A 16,587-nucleotide genomic window follows, 5' to 3' on the forward strand; every position below is an offset into this window, starting at 1 on the left:
CCCCTAATTGTGTGCCGCACAATTTTTCCCCCATGAATGGGGGCTAGGGGGTTGAAGTGCCGAAGGCACTTTTTTATGTGAAGAAAAATCCGTCCAAAAACAAAAATCATGTCCATAGGAAGTTGAAGGGGATACCGGATAACGATGGACACGGTTCCCTTCCAATCGTTTATGGAGGTGTGCTATGACCGAAGAACAGAAAACACAGATTGCAAATTTAAGGGGCGAAGGCTATGGGTATGTACGGATTGCCCAGGCTCTTGGCATATCAGAGAATACGGTGAAATCATTTTGCAGGAGGAAGAAGCTTGTCGGGAGAGCGGCGGCTTCCCAGGCTATGCCAGCCGCGGTCAGGGATGGGAATCATTTCTGTCTTTGCTGTGGAAAAGAGGTGGCGCAGACTCTTGGGAGGAAGGAGAAAAAGTTCTGCTCGGACAGATGCAGGAACAAATGGTGGAACAGCCATCTTGACCGGGTGAACCGAAAGGCTAATTACGAGTTTATCTGCCCACAGTGCAAAAAGAAATTCACAGCCTACGGCAACGCAAAAAGGAAATACTGCAGCCATGAGTGCTATATTGCCCACAGGTTTGGGGGTGGCGCGGATGACTGAAGAGCAGTTCAGGGCTGAAAAACTGTACCAGGCCACTATGAATATGGCAAGGAGGATGCTTTCGCAGGGGCTGATCTCGGAGGAAGAGTATTGTCAGATTGATACAATCTTCCTGGAGAAATACTGCCCCGTTTTCGGCACATTATTTTCTGCTACGCCGTTGACTTCCAGGGCGCAAAGAGTGATGTATGGTAGTGGAAAGGAATGATTTTATGGCGAAGATCAGAAAGATTGAGCAGACGGCGCCAGCTATTGTGCCCAGGAAAAAAGTAGCCGCTTACGCCCGTGTGTCCGTGGAAAGCGAGAGGATGAGCCATTCCCTATCCGCACAGGTCAGCTATTACAGCGCGCTGATCCAGCGTAACCCTGATTGGGAATACGCCGGGGTATATGCGGATTACGGGATCTCCGGTACTGGTACGGCCAGGAGGGACGAATTCAGGAAAATGGTAGAGGATGCGGATGCCAGGAAAATCGACATCATCCTCACCAAGTCGATACAGCGTTTTGCGAGGAATACGGTTGACCTTCTGGAGACTGTACGGCATCTGAAGGGCATCGGCGTGGAAGTGAGGTTTGAAAAGGAAGGGATAAGCTCCATGAGCGGCGACGGGGAACTGATGCTGACCATCCTTGCGTCCTTTGCCCAGGAGGAGAGCCGCTCCATCAGCGATAATGTGAAGTGGGGCACCCGCAAGCGGATGGCGGAGGGAATCCCCAACGGGCGTTTCCAGGTGTACGGTTACCGATGGGAGGGGGACGGGCTGGTCATTGTGCCAGAGGAAGCGGCGGTCGTCCGCAGGATTTTCCAGAACTTCCTTGACGGGAAGTCAAGGCTGGAAACGGAGAGGGAGTTTGCCGCCGAGGGCATCACCACGAGGGATGGCTGCCGCTGGGTGGATTCCAATCTCAAGGTTGTCCTTACGAACATCACTTATACGGGCAGCCTGCTCTTGCAGAAAGAGTTTATCGCAGACCCCATCACCAAGCACAGGAAGAAGAACCGTGGCGAGCTTCCGCAATATTATGTGGAGGACACGCATCCCGCCATCATTGATAAGGTCACTTTTGATTATGTGCAGGCGGAGATGGAACGGCGCAGGGAACTTGGCGCGCTGGCGAACAAGAGCCTCAATATCTGCTGCTTTACCGGGAAGATCAAATGCCCTCATTGCGGCGTCAGCTATATGCACAACAGGCGAACGGACAGAGGCTTGATGGAGTTTTGGAACTGCGGCAGCAAAAAGAAAAAGAAGGTCGGTGCTGGCTGTCCGGTAGGCGGGACGATCAACCACCAGAACCTTATGAAAGCCTGTGCGGATGTTCTGGGAATGGAGGAGTTTGACGAGGATGTGTTCCTTGACAGGGTTGACCATATAGAGGTGCCGGAGAAATACACGCTCGAATTATTCTTTAAAGACGGGAACCGCATAATCAGGGACTGTCCGAACACAGGACACCAGGACTGTTGGACGGCGGAATACCGTGCCGCCACATCTGAGAAAAGGCGGAAGTATGGGACGAACCCCAGGGGCGCGACCTGCTTCACAGGCAGGATTAAATGCGCCGAGTGCGGGAACAATTACCGCCAGCAGACGAGGAAGCGGAAGAATGGTGAAAAGTACCATATGTTTTCCTGCGCCACCACGAACACCTGTGGCAACAACAGCATCCATGAGGACGACCTCCAGAGGCTTTCCGCCGAAGCCATGGGGCTTGATGCATTCGATGCATCGGCTTTTTCTGAGAGGATTGACCATGTTGTGATTTCCAAAGGCGGCAGGATCGCATTCCATTTCAAAGATGGCGGGATCCATGAGGCTTCCTATAGCACTAAGCGCAGGGCGCAGCCATGGACGGAAGAACGCCGGAAAAAACAGGCAAAGGCGATTAGGGACAGCTTTACCGGGGAACGGCGGCAGAAGATGCGCGAAAGCATGAAGCGTCTCAGGAAGGAGCGTGGGGACGGATGGCGAAGAGAGTGACGACAATACCAGCGACGGTAAAAAAATATACGGCTGAGCCGCTTGCCGGGACGAAAAAGAGGCGCGTAGCAGGATATGCCCGTGTCAGCACCGACCATGAGGACCAGATCACAAGCTACGATGCGCAGGTAGACTATTATACCAGTTATATCCAGGGGCGTGACGATTGGGAATTTGCCGGGATATATACGGATGAAGGCATCAGTGCAACTTCCACCAAAAAACGGGAAGGCTTTAAAACCATGATTGCCGACGCGAAAGCCGGAAAAATAGACCTTATCATCACGAAGTCGGTCAGCCGTTTTGCGAGGAACACAGTAGACAGCCTTACGACAGTCCGGGAGCTGAAGGACAGGGGCATTGAGATATATTTCGAGAAAGAGAACATCTGGACGCTGGATTCCAAGGGGGAGCTGCTGATCACCATCATGTCCTCGCTGGCGCAGGAGGAGAGCCGATCCATTTCGGAAAATGTCACCTGGGGGCAGAGGAAGAGGTTTGCCGATGGAAAGGTCAGTTTTGCTTACAGCCGGGTTCTTGGCCTGGACAAAGGGCCGGACGGCAGGATCGTGGTGAATCCCCGGGAAGCTGAAACAGTGCGGCTGATATTCGGCTTATTCCTCGAAGGGCTTTCTCCCCATTCCATTGCGGTGGAGCTTACCAGGCGCGGCATCAAGACACCGGGCGGGAAAGATGTGTGGAACCAGCAGACGGTGCGCCGGATGCTTTCCAACGAAAAATACAAGGGGGATGCCCTCCTCCAGAAGGAATTTACGGTGGATTTCCTGAATAAGAAGACGAAAAAGAACGAGGGTGAAGTCCCACAGTATTATGTGGAGGGAAACCACGAAGCCATCATCAGCCCTACAGTTTTCGATATGGTGCAGGCGGAGCTGGAGAAACGGAAACGGGGCGGCTCCCGGTACAGCGGGGTCAGCATCTTCTCCAATAAGATTAAATGCGCTGACTGCGGCGGATGGTTTGGCTCCAAGGTCTGGCATTCCACGGATAAGTACCGCAGGGTCATTTACCGATGCAACAACAAATATAAGGATAAAAAATGCGGGACTCCCCATGTGACGGAAGAAGAGGTCAAAGCGGCATTCCTATCCGCCTATAACAAGCTGGTTTCTGAAAAGGAAGAAATTGTAGCGAATGCGGAAACTATCCGGGAGACACTTTGTCGGACGGATGCGCTGGAGGAAGAGAAGCATGGCTTGGAAAATGACATGGCAATGTTGGCGGGGATGGTGCAGAGTGCTATAGACGAGAATGCCCGTATAGCCCAGGACCAAGGGGAATACCAGGAACGCTATAATAGGCTGGTGGAACGGTATAATACGACTAAAGCACAGTACGATGAGGTTGCCAGAGCCATTACGGAAAAGGAAGCGCAAAATAAGCGGCTGGCAGGCTTCATCAAAATTTTGAAGGCACATGATGGTATCATTGCTGAATTTGATGAAAGGCTATGGAGCAGCATGGTGGATTTCGTGACGGTTGGCAGGAATAAGGAAATGGCGGTGACTTTCCGGGACGGTACGGAGATAACAGCATAGAAATACAGTTTATGATGCACCTCGCTTAGGCGGGGTGTTTTTGTGTTTGGTTAAACTTTTGCCTGTGTGGGTTGGTCGCATAAAAATATTAGAGGGTGACAAATAGAAAAAGATAAGTTATAATAAATTATCCGATTTGTGAAATTAATAGAGTAATGAGCAAAAAATAGGAGCATAAGCATGGTTCGAAATAATATAGAAGTGGACGTTAAAGTCAAATGCATAGAATCCGAAATAACTCAGGTGCAGCTAGCGGAAAATATTGGGACTACCAGTTCTTATGTGAATCGTATTGTCAAGAAAAAAGAAGGGGTCGTTAATAAGACATTTGTGCAAATGATGGAGGCTTTGGGATATGATATTGAATTGATTTATACAAAAAGGGACATGGAAGGTGGTAATCATAATGGGGATGTCTTATAGGCACTCAGCCGGATTTGGAAAACGAATGGAATACAGCATAATTGGAAAGATGCTGATGGAAGGGCTGGACTGCTATGTTCCTTTGGTGGATGACCATGGAGTTGATTGTGTTATCAAAAGGGGGATGGTACATACATAGAAGTGCAAATTAAAGCGAGATTCCGCGAAGTGGCAGAAGGAGATGCTGCATTGTTTTCAGCGATATCACATGAACGGAAGGAAAATTTTTATTTTGTTTTTTATTCAGAGCGCCTTGATTTGACATGGATTCTGTCTTCAGAAGAATTCTTGAAAGAGTGTGTAACGAATAAAACCGGAAAGAATGCCGGGAAAAGAAGCATCTGGTTTAATTGGGAATAAAACGGACGGAAATGGAGAGAAAAAAGAATACTGCAAGCCGCAGTTTGAAAAATACATCTGTAATGATTTTTCAAGGCTTTACTGAATAGGAGAAGGAAGTTATGAGAAGCACGGAACGAGGATTCGTAAACAGAAATCGACAGAAGAATAATGGGAGAACGCAGATACCTGGCACAGATAATCAGCAATGGTTTTATGAAATGGAGTGCTTGGGATGTGGCCATAAATATTATGCCAATGGAAGTGATATCTGGCAAAGGAAATGCCCGAGATGCCAGGGAGGCAGGCCATAACATTCCAGGAAAGGAAACAGGGTATGGGTAATATAACAGAGGAAGAGAATAAGCTGTTTGCAGAGCTAAGGACTTACAATCCAGATATAATAGATGATGGGGTTGCAGACGAAGAAGGATATCTATCTGCAAAATATAAAATCATGTATGTGCTGAAAGAGGTTAATGGTGGGAAAAGCTGGAGCCTTCGGGAATTTGTACGGAATGGTGGCCGACCCCAGACATGGGATAATATTGCCCGGTGGACAGAGGCTATTTTGGATTTGGATGCGGAGAGACCATGGAGTTATTGGGAAAAGGATAACGAAGCCCGTAGGAACAGAATCCTGAAAATGATTTGTGCTGTCAATGTGAAGAAGACATCCGGTGGACATACATCAAATGCAGATGAGATTTATCAGGCTGCAATGGATAACAGTGCTATTCTTCAAAAGCAATTAAACTTGTATGATCCGGATATTATCATTTGCTGTGGCACGGAAAAAGCATTTGTCGATGCATGTTATAAAAATCAAGAACTGGACTGGAAAATGACATCACGTGGAATTTGGTATTTTGTAGATGATGGTAAAGTTGTAATTTCTTTTGCCCATCCAGAAGCACGAGTCAAAGACTGTTTTTTACATTATGCTTTGATGGATGCGGTAAAGGAAATTCGATTAACACGGATTTTGTGAATAAAAAGAAAACATGGGGAGGCATGACAGAATGTCAGAAAAAAGAGAAAATTGGTGTTCTGGTAAAGTTTGCTTTTTTAATAACGCTAAAGTTGATTACCGTGCTGAAATTTGTTTTGATGAGTATCATCAAGGGATTATTACTATTTATGGGGTTGCACGGGAAGACTTGTCTGCTGCAGAACACGGTGAATATAAGTTGATGGTAATACTTTTGGAAAATAAAGAATATATTTCTGCTTTTGATTTATATGTAAAAGAGATAACGTGTGATACAAAAATGGTTGATGAAATGCCTGAGTTTGATGGCGGGAAAATTGTTGCAGTATCGTCTGCTATTCTTAAAGGAAAAAATTTTTTTCGAGATGAAGATACTTGTAAAGAATTAATCATGGAAGTAACAGATGGATGTGAGTTGATTGGAGTGTGTCCATATGATTTAAATAGAAAATATATGGATATTTTAACATATAAAAATATTGAAATTCCGATTCAAATATCCACCATTCATATTAATACAGTAATTGGTGAATTATGGTTGGATGTTTTTCCAACTTATAAACAAAGTAAAGATTCGTTTGCTATAGGTTTTTTACATAAAATTCAGTTTAAACCTACCAAAGCATTAAAGATAACGGAGATTCGTGAAACACTGGCCAAATTAACTTCCTTTTTAACTTTATTATGTGGGGAGACTGTAACGATTAATAAACTATCTGTAATGAAAAAAACAGATTCTGATGATGGATTAATGGATTTTATTGGAATCTGCAATTTTAAAAAGGAAAAATTGAATGTTTTAAACAGTTCAGGTATTGATGCAACAGGTTTTAAAAGGGTTTCCGTATTTAAGCTGTCAGATTTCAATGACTTGGAAAAAGCTATGAATTTTTGGTTTGAACATTATGATAAGCTATTAAATGCTCAAAAAGCATACGATAGAATTTTATTGGATGAGGAATTAAAAATTGCAACAGCCGGAAAATTCTTAGCAGCTATGCAGCTTGTTGAAGGTTATGCACAGGCTTTTGCGGATGAAGAACAGGAAATAAAAATTTTTGAGAGTAAAAAACAAAAAATTCTTGCCATGTTGACGGAAGAGGAAGATATAGAGTTGGTAGACAAAGGTTTGGGATTTTCGGGAATATCGTTCAGAAAAGCGCTCAAAGAATATTTGTATAAAGGCTCCAATTGTTTAGAGGAGATTTCAAAAACGGCATTTTTTAATAAGCATAATGGACTAATAGACAGGATTGTTAATGATAGAAATTTCTATACACATTCTTCTAACAGAACAACGCCACAGATGCATTTTGACGAGATGCTGAATGTTACGTCTGTGTGCAAGGAAATATACAGAATTTTAATTTTCAATGAGATGGGAATACCACATTCCTTGTTAGTGCAGAGGTTTTTTCATAGTCGTAAAAGTGCAGCAGTATTTTCTAATGTATTAGGAGTTAAACTATGTGCAGAAGGAAATCTTCCAAAATATGATGGTGCTATGTGGCATTTTACGGATTGAAAGTATTATAACTCCAGCCAACTGGTGGATATTTGGGCGAGGACATTCTTTAAAAAAAGATGTGACGTTTACCATAAAACCGGATGCAAATGCACCCGGTGCGTGTTCATCGTTACCACAGTACAGATATGCAAAAGTTATATTGTATCATTTATAGGACGGCAACCGAACCCTCCTGCGGCGTGGGCAATTTCTTCGGTATGCTGCCGGAGGAAATGCGGGGCAGCAAACTGTACGGCGTGGAACTGGATTCCATCACCGGGCGCATCGCAAAACAGCTCTATCCCAAAGCAGACATCACTATCGCGGGCTTTCAAACCACTGACCGGCGGGATTTTTATGATTTAGCCGTAGGAAACGTGCCGTTTGGCCAGTATTCCGTCAATGACCGGGCCTATAACAAGCTGAACTTCAACATCCACAACTACTTTTTCGCCAAATCGCTGGACCAGGTGCGTCCAGGCGGCGTCGTGGCCTTTGTCACCAGCCGCTACACGATGGATTCCAAGGATTCTACGGTGCGCCGGTATCTGGCGCAGCGGGCGGAGCTGTTAGGCGCGATCCGTCTGCCCAACAATGCGTTTAAGGCCAATGCCGGGACAGAGGTGGTATCCGACATCATTTTCCTGCAAAAACGTGACCGCCCGATTGACATTGCCCCGGACTGGACGCAGACCGGACAGACCGAAGATGATTTTACCATCAACCGCTATTTCCTGGACCACCCGGAAATGGTGCTGGGCAGGCAGGAGCCGGAAAGCACCGCTCATGGCATGGATTACACCGTAAATCCCATTGAGGGATTGGAACTTTCCGACCAGCTGCACGACGCCATAAAATATATTCGCGGAACCTACCAGGAGGCCGAACTGCCGGAGCTGGGCGAGGGGGAAGAAATTGATACTTCTATCCCCGCTGACCCTGATGTAAAAAACTATTCCTATACCGTTGTGGACGGTGCGGTGTACTATCGGGAAAACAGCCGCATGGTGCGCCCTGACTTAAACGCCACCGCCGAGGCCCGCGTAAAAGGGCTGGTGGAACTGCGGGACTGTGTGCAGAAGCTCATCGCACAGCAGATGGACAGCTTTGTTTCGGATACGGCAATCCGTGAAACCCAGGCCGAATTGAACCGGCTCTATGACGCATTTTCCGCAAAGTACGGGCTTATCAATGACCGGGGGAACCGGCTGGCCTTTGCCGATGATTCCAGCTATTATCTGCTCTGCGCGCTGGAAGTCATTGACGATGACGGACATCTGAAGCAAAAGGCGGATATGTTCACCAAGCGCACCATCAAGCCCCATCAGGCCGTTACTGCGGTGGACACCGCCAGTGAAGCCCTGGCTGTTTCCATCGCGGAAAAGGCCGAGGTGGATATGGCGTACATGGCCGAACTGAGCGGCAAAACCCAGGAGGAATTGGCGCAGGAGCTATGGGGCGTGATCTTCCGTCTGCCCGGACCACTGGCGGAGGGGGAATCGCCCCGTTATGTGACAGCGGATGAATACCTCTCCGGCAACGTGCGCCGGAAACTGCGGCAGGCACAGCGGGCGGTGGACAAAGACCCCGCCTTTTCTGTCAATGTGGAGGCACTGACCGCCGCCCAGCCCAAGGATTTGGACGCATCGGAAATCGAGGTGCGCCTGGGGGCTACCTGGATTGACAAAGACTATATCCAGCAATTCATGTACGAAACCTTCCACACCCCGTACTATCTGCAAGGAAAGATTGAGGTCAAGTATGTCCCCTACACCGCCGAGTGGCAGATCACCAGCAAAAACGCCGTTGGGTACGGCGATGTAGCCGCCAACACCACCTACGGAACCGACCGGGCCAACGCCTACAAGATTCTGGAGGACAGCTTAAACCTGCGGGATGTCCGCATCTATGACACCGTTGAGGACGCCGAGGGCCGGGAGCGCCGGGTACTCAACGCCAAAGAAACCACCCTTGCCGCCCAGAAGCAGATGGCGATCCGGGAAGCCTTCCGGGACTGGATTTGGAAGGACCCACAGCGGCGGCAGACGCTGGTGCGCCAGTACAACGAGGAAATGAACAGCATCCGCCCCCGCGAGTATGACGGGCAGCATATCCGGTTTGCGGGCATGAACCCGGAAATCACCCTGCGGGAACACCAGAAAAACGCCATCGCCCATGTGCTGTACGGCGGGAATACCCTGCTGGCCCATGAGGTGGGCGCGGGCAAGACCTTTGAAATGGTAGCCGCCGCGATGGAATCCAAGCGGCTGGGCCTGTGCCAGAAATCCCTCTTTGTGGTGCCGAACCACCTGACCGAGCAGTGGGCCTCCGAGTTTTTACGGCTCTACCCTTCCGCGAATATCCTTGTCACCACCAAAAAGGATTTTGAAAGCCACAACCGCAAGAAATTCTGCGCCCGTATCGCCACCGGGGACTATGACGCGGTGATTATCGGACACTCCCAGTTTGAGCGTATTCCCATCAGCCGGGAACGGCAGGAGCGCCTGCTGCGGGAGCAGATCAATGAGATTACCGACGGGATTGCCGAGGTGGAGGCCAGCGGCGGGGAACGCTTTACCATCAAGCAGCTGGAACGCACCAAAAAATCGTTGGAGGCAAGGCTGGAAAAATTGCAGGCCGAGGGCCGCAAGGACGATGTGATTACCTTTGAGCAGCCGGGCGTGGACCGGCTGTTTGTGGACGAGAGCCACAATTATAAGAACCTCTTTTTATACACCAAAATGCGGAATGTGGCGGGGCTTTCCACCACAGACGCGCAGAAATCCTCCGATATGTTTGCCAAATGCCGCTACATGGACGAGATCACCGGCAGCAGGGGCGTTGTGTTCGCCACCGGAACGCCGGTCAGCAACAGTATGACCGAACTTTATACCATCCAACGCTACCTCCAGTATGAGCGGCTCCAGGAATTGAACATGACCCATTTCGACTGCTGGGCCAGCCGCTTTGGGGAAACGGTGACAGCCCTGGAACTGGCCCCGGAGGGGACGGGCTACCGGGCGCGGACAAGATTTTCCAAGTTCTTTAACCTGCCGGAGCTGATGAACCTGTTCAAAGAGGTGGCGGACATCAAGACCGCCGACCAGCTGGACCTGCCCACCCCGGAGGTGGAATACCACAACATCGTGGCAAAGCCCACCGGACACCAGCAGGATATGGTGAAGGCCCTCTCCGAGCGCGCCGCCAAGGTCCATTCGGGGACCGTTGACCCATCAACCGACAATATGCTGAAAATCACCTCGGATGGCCGCAAGCTGGGGCTGGACCAGCGAATCATCAACCCCATGCTGCCGGACGAACCCGGCACAAAAGTCAACCAGTGCGTGGACAATATCCTGCAAATCTGGCGGGACGGACAGCCGGAAAAGCTGACCCAGCTGGTGTTTTGCGACATTTCCACACCCCAGGCGGCTGGCTCCAAAAAGGTGGCTAAAACGCTGGATAACCCGATACTTCACGCTCTGGAACAGGCAGTTCCAGAGCCGGAGAAACCGCTGGCCTTTACGGTCTATGAGGACATCCGGCAGAAACTCATCGCACAGGGTATGCCCGCCAGCCAGATCGCGTTTATCCATGAAGCCAATACCGAAGTCCGCAAAAAGGAGCTGTTCTCCAAAGTCCGCTCCGGCCAGGTGCGCGTCCTGTTAGGCTCCACCCAGAAGATGGGGGCCGGGACCAACGTGCAGGATTTGCTGGTGGCCCTTCACAATCTGGACTGCCCCTGGAGGCCCGGAGATGTAGGACGGATTTTGCGGACATTCAAAATAAAAATGAATGTGGAGGTAACAAGCAATGGCAAAATCATTATTTGAGGAACTGGGCGGCAGATACAAAAGGCAAGGAGATTATCTAATACCGTGCATAGCTTTACCTGCCGAAGAAGAACAGTCAATAGGCATATGGGGACAGCGGCACTTAGACTATCTGAAGCAATACCGCAGGGTTACATACACCAATCTTCTCACAAGCGGCAGGCTCAATGCCTATCTTGTCGATGTAGACAGGCAGGCACAGGAACGCTTTGAAAGGCTCATAGAGGGCATGAAACAGGCACAGGGCATAACAGAACAGCTAAAGGAAGAAAATGCCTTAGAATGGACAGGACGGCACAATGATGTGAGGGCTTGTGCAAGGGAAGTTGTGGAAAGGGAAATCATATATTCATAGATTTATATATTGCAAATAATAATCAGGGGGCGAGGATATTTCCTTGCTCCCTTTGTATGTAAAATGTTGAATAAAATGGTATATCTTTATGAAATCTTCAAAACTGTACAGTACCCTTTTCCTATCAAAATCAAGAAAGGAAATGAACACTATGGATTTCATATTGAAAACAACAAATCTTAGTAGGAATTTTGGGAAACATTCTGCTGTAACGGATGTATCAATCCATGTACGGGAAAAAAGCGTTTACGGACTATTAGGCCCGAACGGGGCAGGAAAATCTACAATCCTAAAGATGGTAACAGGTATGCTCCGTCCAACATCTGGCACGATTGAATTTGCCAGCCATGCATGGAACAGACAGGACTTAAAGCATATTGGGGCTTTGATAGAAAATCCCCCGTTATATGAAAATCTGACGGCATTTGAAAATTTAAAAGTAAGGACTATTTTGTTAGGCTTACCAGAGCAGCGAATAAATGATGTATTAAAAATTGTGGATTTGCAAAATACAGGAAAGAAAAAAGCAGGACAATTCTCAATGGGGATGAAACAGCGGTTGGGGATTGCAATAGCATTGCTGAATCATCCGTCTTTGTTAATTCTGGATGAGCCGACAAACGGATTAGACCCGATTGGTATCGGAGAATTGCGAAACTTAATCCGCTCATTTCCACAGCAAGGGATAACAGTTATATTGTCAAGTCATATTCTTTCAGAGGTACAGCTTATTGCAGATGACATAGGCATTATTGCAAACGGTACGCTTGGATATGAGGGCGAAATGCAGCATAGTGGAAATCTTGAGGAACTGTTTCTCAAAGTCGTTGAAGAAAGCAGGAGGTAACAGGATGAAAAAATATATACGCTCAGAATGGATGAAACACAGACGGACTTTTGTAATGAAAATTCTTATCCTTGCCCCTGTTATTACGCTGCTTATGAATGTGTTTGCACCAATGTGGTATCAGCAAAATTCATTTAACTGGTGGTATATTTTGCTTTTCCCAGGCTGCCTTACTTTGCTTTGTACAATATGCGAGCAGCGGGACGGGGGAAAGATGAAATACAGAAGCCTTATTCCTCTTTCCATAAAGCTTGAAAATGTCTGGATTGCAAAAGCGACTGTTATATTGCTTTTTGACATTGCAGCAAACTTAGTATTCTTAAGTTTGAATATGCTTGGCGGCGTGGCAGTTTTCCTTATTTACGAAATTCCAATCAGTATATCGCTGATTCAGGCTACAGCGGGCATCTTTTGTATTATTGTGGCATCTATGTGGGAAATACCAGTCTGCTTGTGGCTGTCGAAAAAGGTTGGTGCATTTGCAACAGTTGTGATAAATGCAGGAATAGGCTCATTCTTAGGGGTAGCACTGGCGAATACTAAGTTTTGGATTTTTTGCCCGTATAGTTGGATATCCCGTTTAATGGTTCCTGCAATTGGGATATTGCCAAACGGTGTACCTGTTTCTGAAGAAGCAGGTAATTTACCAGTGCCAGTTGCGATGATTGTTTTAGCATTACTGTTTTCCGTGATACTAAGTTTCACTTTGCTAAGGCTCAGTGCTAAAAGTTTTTCACAGCAGGAGGTAAAATAGTGAGAACAATATTAAGGTGTATAAGAGCGAATTGTCTTAAAACGAAGCGTTCTATACTGAGTGTTATTTATGTACTTGTCCCTTTTGTATTGGCTTTGGCATTTGCAGGCTATTTTCATATTTCAAATTGGGACAGGACACTTAAGATAAGTGCTTTTCTTGAAATGATGGGTATCATATATCCGTTTTTGATTGGAATCACCGTGGGAATCATTGCACAGCAGGAAAGTCGGGCAGGACAGTATCAATTTATATTGAGTGCTGTCCCATCAAGGGTAAGCGTTTATATCGGGGAAATATGTTTCTTACTGATAAATTCCTTATTATTTTGTGTAGTTGCTGTTGCCTGTTTTTCACTCCTTTTTCCGTTTGCTTCCATAAATGGCTGCATTCAGATTATAGGGCTTCTGCTTTTAGGTACTGCCCCTATATATCTGATACATTTCCTGTGTGCTTTCATGTTTGGTAAAAGTGCTTCTATGGGGCTTGGAATAGCAGGAAGTTTATTGGCGGCAATTATGCTCACGGGTTTAGGGGATATATGTTGGCAATATATTCCGTGGGCGTGGAGCGTCCGCTTTATGGATTTCTGGTGTCTTTCTGTCACGGACAGGAATGCTTATTTGCAGAGTTGCAATTCATTTTACGGTGGGATTATAATAAATGTAATGGTGGTGCTTGTGTTGTTTGCTATCGGCATTATTTGGATTAAGTTATGGGACGGAGGAAAAGAAAATGATTAAGAAAATGCTGTTGGTATGTGTATGTCTGATAGCTTTAAGTGTCTGTTTCACGGGCTGCAATAACAATCAAATATTGGATACGGCTGATAAGAATAATACGCTGAATGACACTCTTCCAAAATATGAGCTGAATACTGCTGATTATACGGAGATAAGCTTTGACGGAAAGACATACGCCATTACAGAAAGAACAACAAAAGCCTCTGATTTAGGTGAAGAAATTGGGCAGGTTTCTCAAAACATCACAACGGTTGAAGGAGATAAATTGCGGTATGGATATGTTTATATGCTTGAGGGAACAACGGATATTGCAGTAAATATCAATGAAAAATATTTTATTGCAGAATTGACAGATAAATAAAGGAGGATTTAAATTGGCACGGTTGTTGGTAATTGACGATGAAAAAGCCATTCTTGACTTAGTTAAGAATGGCTTGGAAAAAGATGGTCATATTGTTGCTATATGTGGAAGTGCAACGGATGTTGCGGTAGACCGCTTGAAAGATTACGATTTGATTTTGTTAGATATTATGATGCCAGATGTTGATGGATTCATGTTTTGCAAAAAAATCCGAGGGCTTGTGGATTGTCCGATTCTGTTTCTTACTGCAAAGGTTTTGGAAACAGACATCATCTACGGGTTAGGATTAGGGGCTGATGATTATATTACAAAACCTTTCCGAATAGGAGAACTGAGAGCCCGTGTTTCTGCCCATCTGCGGCGGGAAAGGCGGGAGCATCATAACACTTTAGGATTTGAGCAGGAAATCAAGTTTGATTTGTCCTCAAAGGAACTATCTGTAAAAGGGGAAAAAATCAGCTTAACCAAAAGTGAATATGAGATTTGCGAGTATTTAGCCAGAAACAGCGGACAGGTATTCACAAGGGAACAGATTTATGAAGCGGTCTTTGGGTTTGACGGTGACAGTGATGATTTGACAATCGCAACACATATAAGAAATATCCGCAGTAAACTGGCGGGATACGGCATTGCTCCGATTAATACAGTCTGGGGGGTTGGATACAGATGGGAAAGGCAAAATTGATTTCATTGCAAAAAGTTTTCTGGAGATTTTTAATCATTTTGATATCAGGTCTGTTCCTGTCAGTGGCAATTCCCTTCCAGCTTCTTGCACTGGCTTCAAGTGCAGGGTATGTGACCTATGCCAATAATGCGGAACATTCTGTGCAAAAAATATCTCCAATCATTGCTGCAGCTCCGGATATTACAAAAGTTGTCATCCCATCCTATTGTGAATATTTAATACTTGATACAGATTACAACATCCTTTATACAAATATGGATGTAACAGAACAGAGCAATGCATTAAAATTTGCAAAAACTGGAGAAAACAGTGACCTCACAAGCAGGACGCAATATCAATTCATACCGAGGGAAGAAGAATATTGTGTATTAAAATATTATATAGGCTCACAGTATAAAAGCAACTGGATGCAGAAATATTTACCTGCCCCCGAAACCCTGTTGTTATTGCTCATAGGAATCAATTGCATTGCCGTTTGCGTTTGTCTGACGCTGCGATATTCCCAAAAGCTGAAAGTACAGTTAGCGCCGTTGACTATGGCTACAGAACAAATTCAGCATCAGAATCTTGACTTTGAAGTGGGAAGCTCCGAAATAAGCGAGTATAACGCAGTACTGTACTCCATTTCAAAAATGAAAGACAGTTTAAAATCATCTTTAGAGCAGCAATGGAAAATAGAACAATTACAAAGAGAACAGATTGCAGCATTTTCCCATGATTTGAAAACACCTTTGACAGTAATTCAAGGCAATATAGATTTAATAAGCGAAACAAAGCTTGATGATGAACAACAGTTGTATGCGAAATATATTACAGAAAGTTTGGAACAGATGCAGTTGTATATCAGAACCTTAATTGATATATCCCAGACGGTTATGGGGTATCAGCTCCATTTAGAAGATATTGACCTAATTGAATATATGAAGCGGATTGAATCGCAGGCAAATTTATTGTGTATTACAAATGGGATATGTCTGCACATGGAAATAGGAAGAAGTGAAGGGTATTTCAAAGCAGATAAATTGTTGTTGGAACGGGTAATTATGAACGTCATTCACAATGCGTTAGACTATTCGCCGCAAGGAGGAAACCTTTATGTAACGGCACAGAAAGCTGACGGATTTTTGAAAATATCTGTAACCGATGAGGGAGATGGCTTTACTTCCGAAACATTGCATCATGCAAAGGAACAGTTTTTTATGGGGAACAGAAGCCGGAATTCAAATCTGCATTTTGGTTTGGGACTTTATATTACAAACACGATTGTTACTCAGCATAATGGACAGCTCATATTAGAAAATTCTCCTGAAACAAAAGGCGGACAAGTTACAATTAAAATTCCATATTAGAATTTCATGGGCGATGCAAATGGTATCGCTCATTATTTTTAATCTTTATGAAATCTTCAAAAATAGCCTGTACTATTTTGAAAGTGAAAGGATGAAATGAAATGTTGCCCACCAAACAAAAAAACGATGTTTCGGTGAGCCGATTTGCCGTGCTTTGAACACTCTCCGACTTCGCTTTTTGGAGTTTGGAGAGATTTTTTATGTTCTTTTTTCGGGCGGTCATCCATCTGCTCATACAAAGTA

14 protein-coding genes and 1 pseudogene are annotated in these 16,587 nt (G+C 45.8%); all 15 read left to right on the forward strand.

Translation table 11 applies throughout. The features are described from left to right. Positions 1-184 precede the first annotated feature (184 nt). The 15 genes and pseudogenes from NFS35_RS25990 to NFS35_RS26060 all read left to right on the forward strand — a co-directional run bounded on the left by NFS35_RS25990 (position 185) and on the right by NFS35_RS26060 (position 16,344). Entirely contained in the window at positions 185-613 is a 429-nt protein-coding gene (locus NFS35_RS25990; RefSeq protein ID WP_251209916.1) for an RNA polymerase subunit sigma-70, read from the forward strand. Continuing rightward, positions 606-821 carry an SHOCT domain-containing protein gene (locus NFS35_RS25995; protein ID WP_251209917.1) on the forward strand — a complete coding sequence of 72 codons (216 nt, stop codon included), beginning with the start codon at positions 606-608 and terminating at the stop codon, positions 819-821. The genes NFS35_RS25990 and NFS35_RS25995 overlap by 8 nt, the downstream gene beginning before the upstream one ends. A 4-nt stretch (positions 822-825) precedes the next feature. Then, complete coding sequence (locus tag NFS35_RS26000; protein WP_251209918.1) at positions 826-2,598, forward strand: recombinase family protein; 1,773 nt, start codon at positions 826-828, stop codon at positions 2,596-2,598. Further along, complete coding sequence (locus NFS35_RS26005; RefSeq protein ID WP_251209919.1) at positions 2,583-4,157, forward strand: recombinase family protein; 1,575 nt, start codon at positions 2,583-2,585, stop codon at positions 4,155-4,157. The genes NFS35_RS26000 and NFS35_RS26005 overlap by 16 nt, the downstream gene beginning before the upstream one ends. A gap of 180 nt (positions 4,158-4,337) precedes the next feature. Further along, positions 4,338-4,580: a helix-turn-helix domain-containing protein gene (locus NFS35_RS26010; protein ID WP_251209920.1), complete on the forward strand. Its 243-nt coding sequence runs from the start codon at positions 4,338-4,340 to the stop codon at positions 4,578-4,580. 676 nt (positions 4,581-5,256) lie between these two features. Continuing rightward, complete coding sequence (locus NFS35_RS26015; protein ID WP_251209921.1) at positions 5,257-5,910, forward strand: hypothetical protein; 654 nt, start codon at positions 5,257-5,259, stop codon at positions 5,908-5,910. 31 nt (positions 5,911-5,941) lie between these two features. Next, positions 5,942-7,435, forward strand: a complete 1,494-nt coding sequence (locus NFS35_RS26020) for an ApeA N-terminal domain 1-containing protein (protein ID WP_251209922.1) — start codon at positions 5,942-5,944, stop codon at positions 7,433-7,435. Positions 7,436-7,602: 167 nt separating this feature from the next. After that, positions 7,603-11,250 (forward strand): annotated as a pseudogene (locus NFS35_RS26025) (SNF2-related protein); the annotation flags it as partial. Next, the gene (locus NFS35_RS26030; protein WP_161475216.1) at positions 11,231-11,605 is read left to right on the forward strand and encodes a TnpV protein; all 375 of its coding nucleotides are present in this window, start codon (positions 11,231-11,233) and stop codon (positions 11,603-11,605) included. The pseudogene NFS35_RS26025 and the gene NFS35_RS26030, both read left to right, overlap by 20 nt. Positions 11,606-11,756: 151 nt before the next feature. Beyond that, on the forward strand, positions 11,757-12,452 hold the full coding sequence (locus NFS35_RS26035) for a lantibiotic protection ABC transporter ATP-binding protein (RefSeq protein ID WP_202612523.1): 696 nt from the start codon (positions 11,757-11,759) through the stop codon (positions 12,450-12,452). Between the two features lie 4 nt (positions 12,453-12,456). Continuing rightward, complete coding sequence (locus tag NFS35_RS26040) at positions 12,457-13,206, forward strand: lantibiotic immunity ABC transporter MutE/EpiE family permease subunit (protein ID WP_161475176.1); 750 nt, start codon at positions 12,457-12,459, stop codon at positions 13,204-13,206. Next, positions 13,206-13,949 carry a lantibiotic immunity ABC transporter MutG family permease subunit gene (locus NFS35_RS26045; RefSeq protein ID WP_161475177.1) on the forward strand — a complete coding sequence of 248 codons (744 nt, stop codon included), beginning with the start codon at positions 13,206-13,208 and terminating at the stop codon, positions 13,947-13,949. The genes NFS35_RS26040 and NFS35_RS26045 overlap by 1 nt, the downstream gene beginning before the upstream one ends. Further along, positions 13,942-14,310: a NisI/SpaI family lantibiotic immunity lipoprotein gene (locus NFS35_RS26050; protein ID WP_160255004.1), complete on the forward strand. Its 369-nt coding sequence runs from the start codon at positions 13,942-13,944 to the stop codon at positions 14,308-14,310. The genes NFS35_RS26045 and NFS35_RS26050 overlap by 8 nt, the downstream gene beginning before the upstream one ends. A gap of 13 nt (positions 14,311-14,323) precedes the next feature. Continuing rightward, on the forward strand, positions 14,324-14,995 hold the full coding sequence (locus NFS35_RS26055; RefSeq protein WP_161475178.1) for a response regulator transcription factor: 672 nt from the start codon (positions 14,324-14,326) through the stop codon (positions 14,993-14,995). Continuing rightward, a complete protein-coding gene (locus NFS35_RS26060) occupies positions 14,977-16,344 on the forward strand; it encodes a sensor histidine kinase (protein WP_251209923.1) in 1,368 nt (455 codons plus the stop codon). Before NFS35_RS26055 ends, NFS35_RS26060 begins: the two co-directional genes overlap by 19 nt. The last annotated feature ends 243 nt before the right edge of the window (positions 16,345-16,587 follow it).

The organism is Acetatifactor aquisgranensis (genome assembly GCF_943193215.1).
Classification (GTDB): Bacteria; Bacillota; Clostridia; order Lachnospirales; family Lachnospiraceae; genus Acetatifactor; species Acetatifactor aquisgranensis.

Excerpts from the sequence above, each read along its gene's own strand:
- NFS35_RS26010 (WP_251209920.1), top strand. The coding sequence starts at position 4,338 with ATGGTTCGAAATAATATAGAAGTGGACGTTAAAGTCAAATGCATAGAA.
- NFS35_RS26020 (WP_251209922.1), top strand. The coding sequence starts at position 5,942 with ATGTCAGAAAAAAGAGAAAATTGGTGTTCTGGTAAAGTTTGCTTTTTT.
- NFS35_RS26015 (WP_251209921.1), top strand. The coding sequence starts at position 5,257 with ATGGGTAATATAACAGAGGAAGAGAATAAGCTGTTTGCAGAGCTAAGG.
- NFS35_RS26030 (WP_161475216.1), top strand. The coding sequence starts at position 11,231 with ATGGCAAAATCATTATTTGAGGAACTGGGCGGCAGATACAAAAGGCAA.
- NFS35_RS26000 (WP_251209918.1), top strand. The coding sequence starts at position 826 with ATGGCGAAGATCAGAAAGATTGAGCAGACGGCGCCAGCTATTGTGCCC.
- NFS35_RS26050 (WP_160255004.1), top strand. The coding sequence starts at position 13,942 with ATGATTAAGAAAATGCTGTTGGTATGTGTATGTCTGATAGCTTTAAGT.
- NFS35_RS25995 (WP_251209917.1), top strand. The coding sequence starts at position 606 with ATGACTGAAGAGCAGTTCAGGGCTGAAAAACTGTACCAGGCCACTATG.
- NFS35_RS26040 (WP_161475176.1), top strand. The coding sequence starts at position 12,457 with ATGAAAAAATATATACGCTCAGAATGGATGAAACACAGACGGACTTTT.
- NFS35_RS26060 (WP_251209923.1), top strand. The coding sequence starts at position 14,977 with ATGGGAAAGGCAAAATTGATTTCATTGCAAAAAGTTTTCTGGAGATTT.
- NFS35_RS25990 (WP_251209916.1), top strand. The coding sequence starts at position 185 with ATGACCGAAGAACAGAAAACACAGATTGCAAATTTAAGGGGCGAAGGC.
- NFS35_RS26035 (WP_202612523.1), top strand. The coding sequence starts at position 11,757 with ATGGATTTCATATTGAAAACAACAAATCTTAGTAGGAATTTTGGGAAA.
- NFS35_RS26005 (WP_251209919.1), top strand. The coding sequence starts at position 2,583 with ATGGCGAAGAGAGTGACGACAATACCAGCGACGGTAAAAAAATATACG.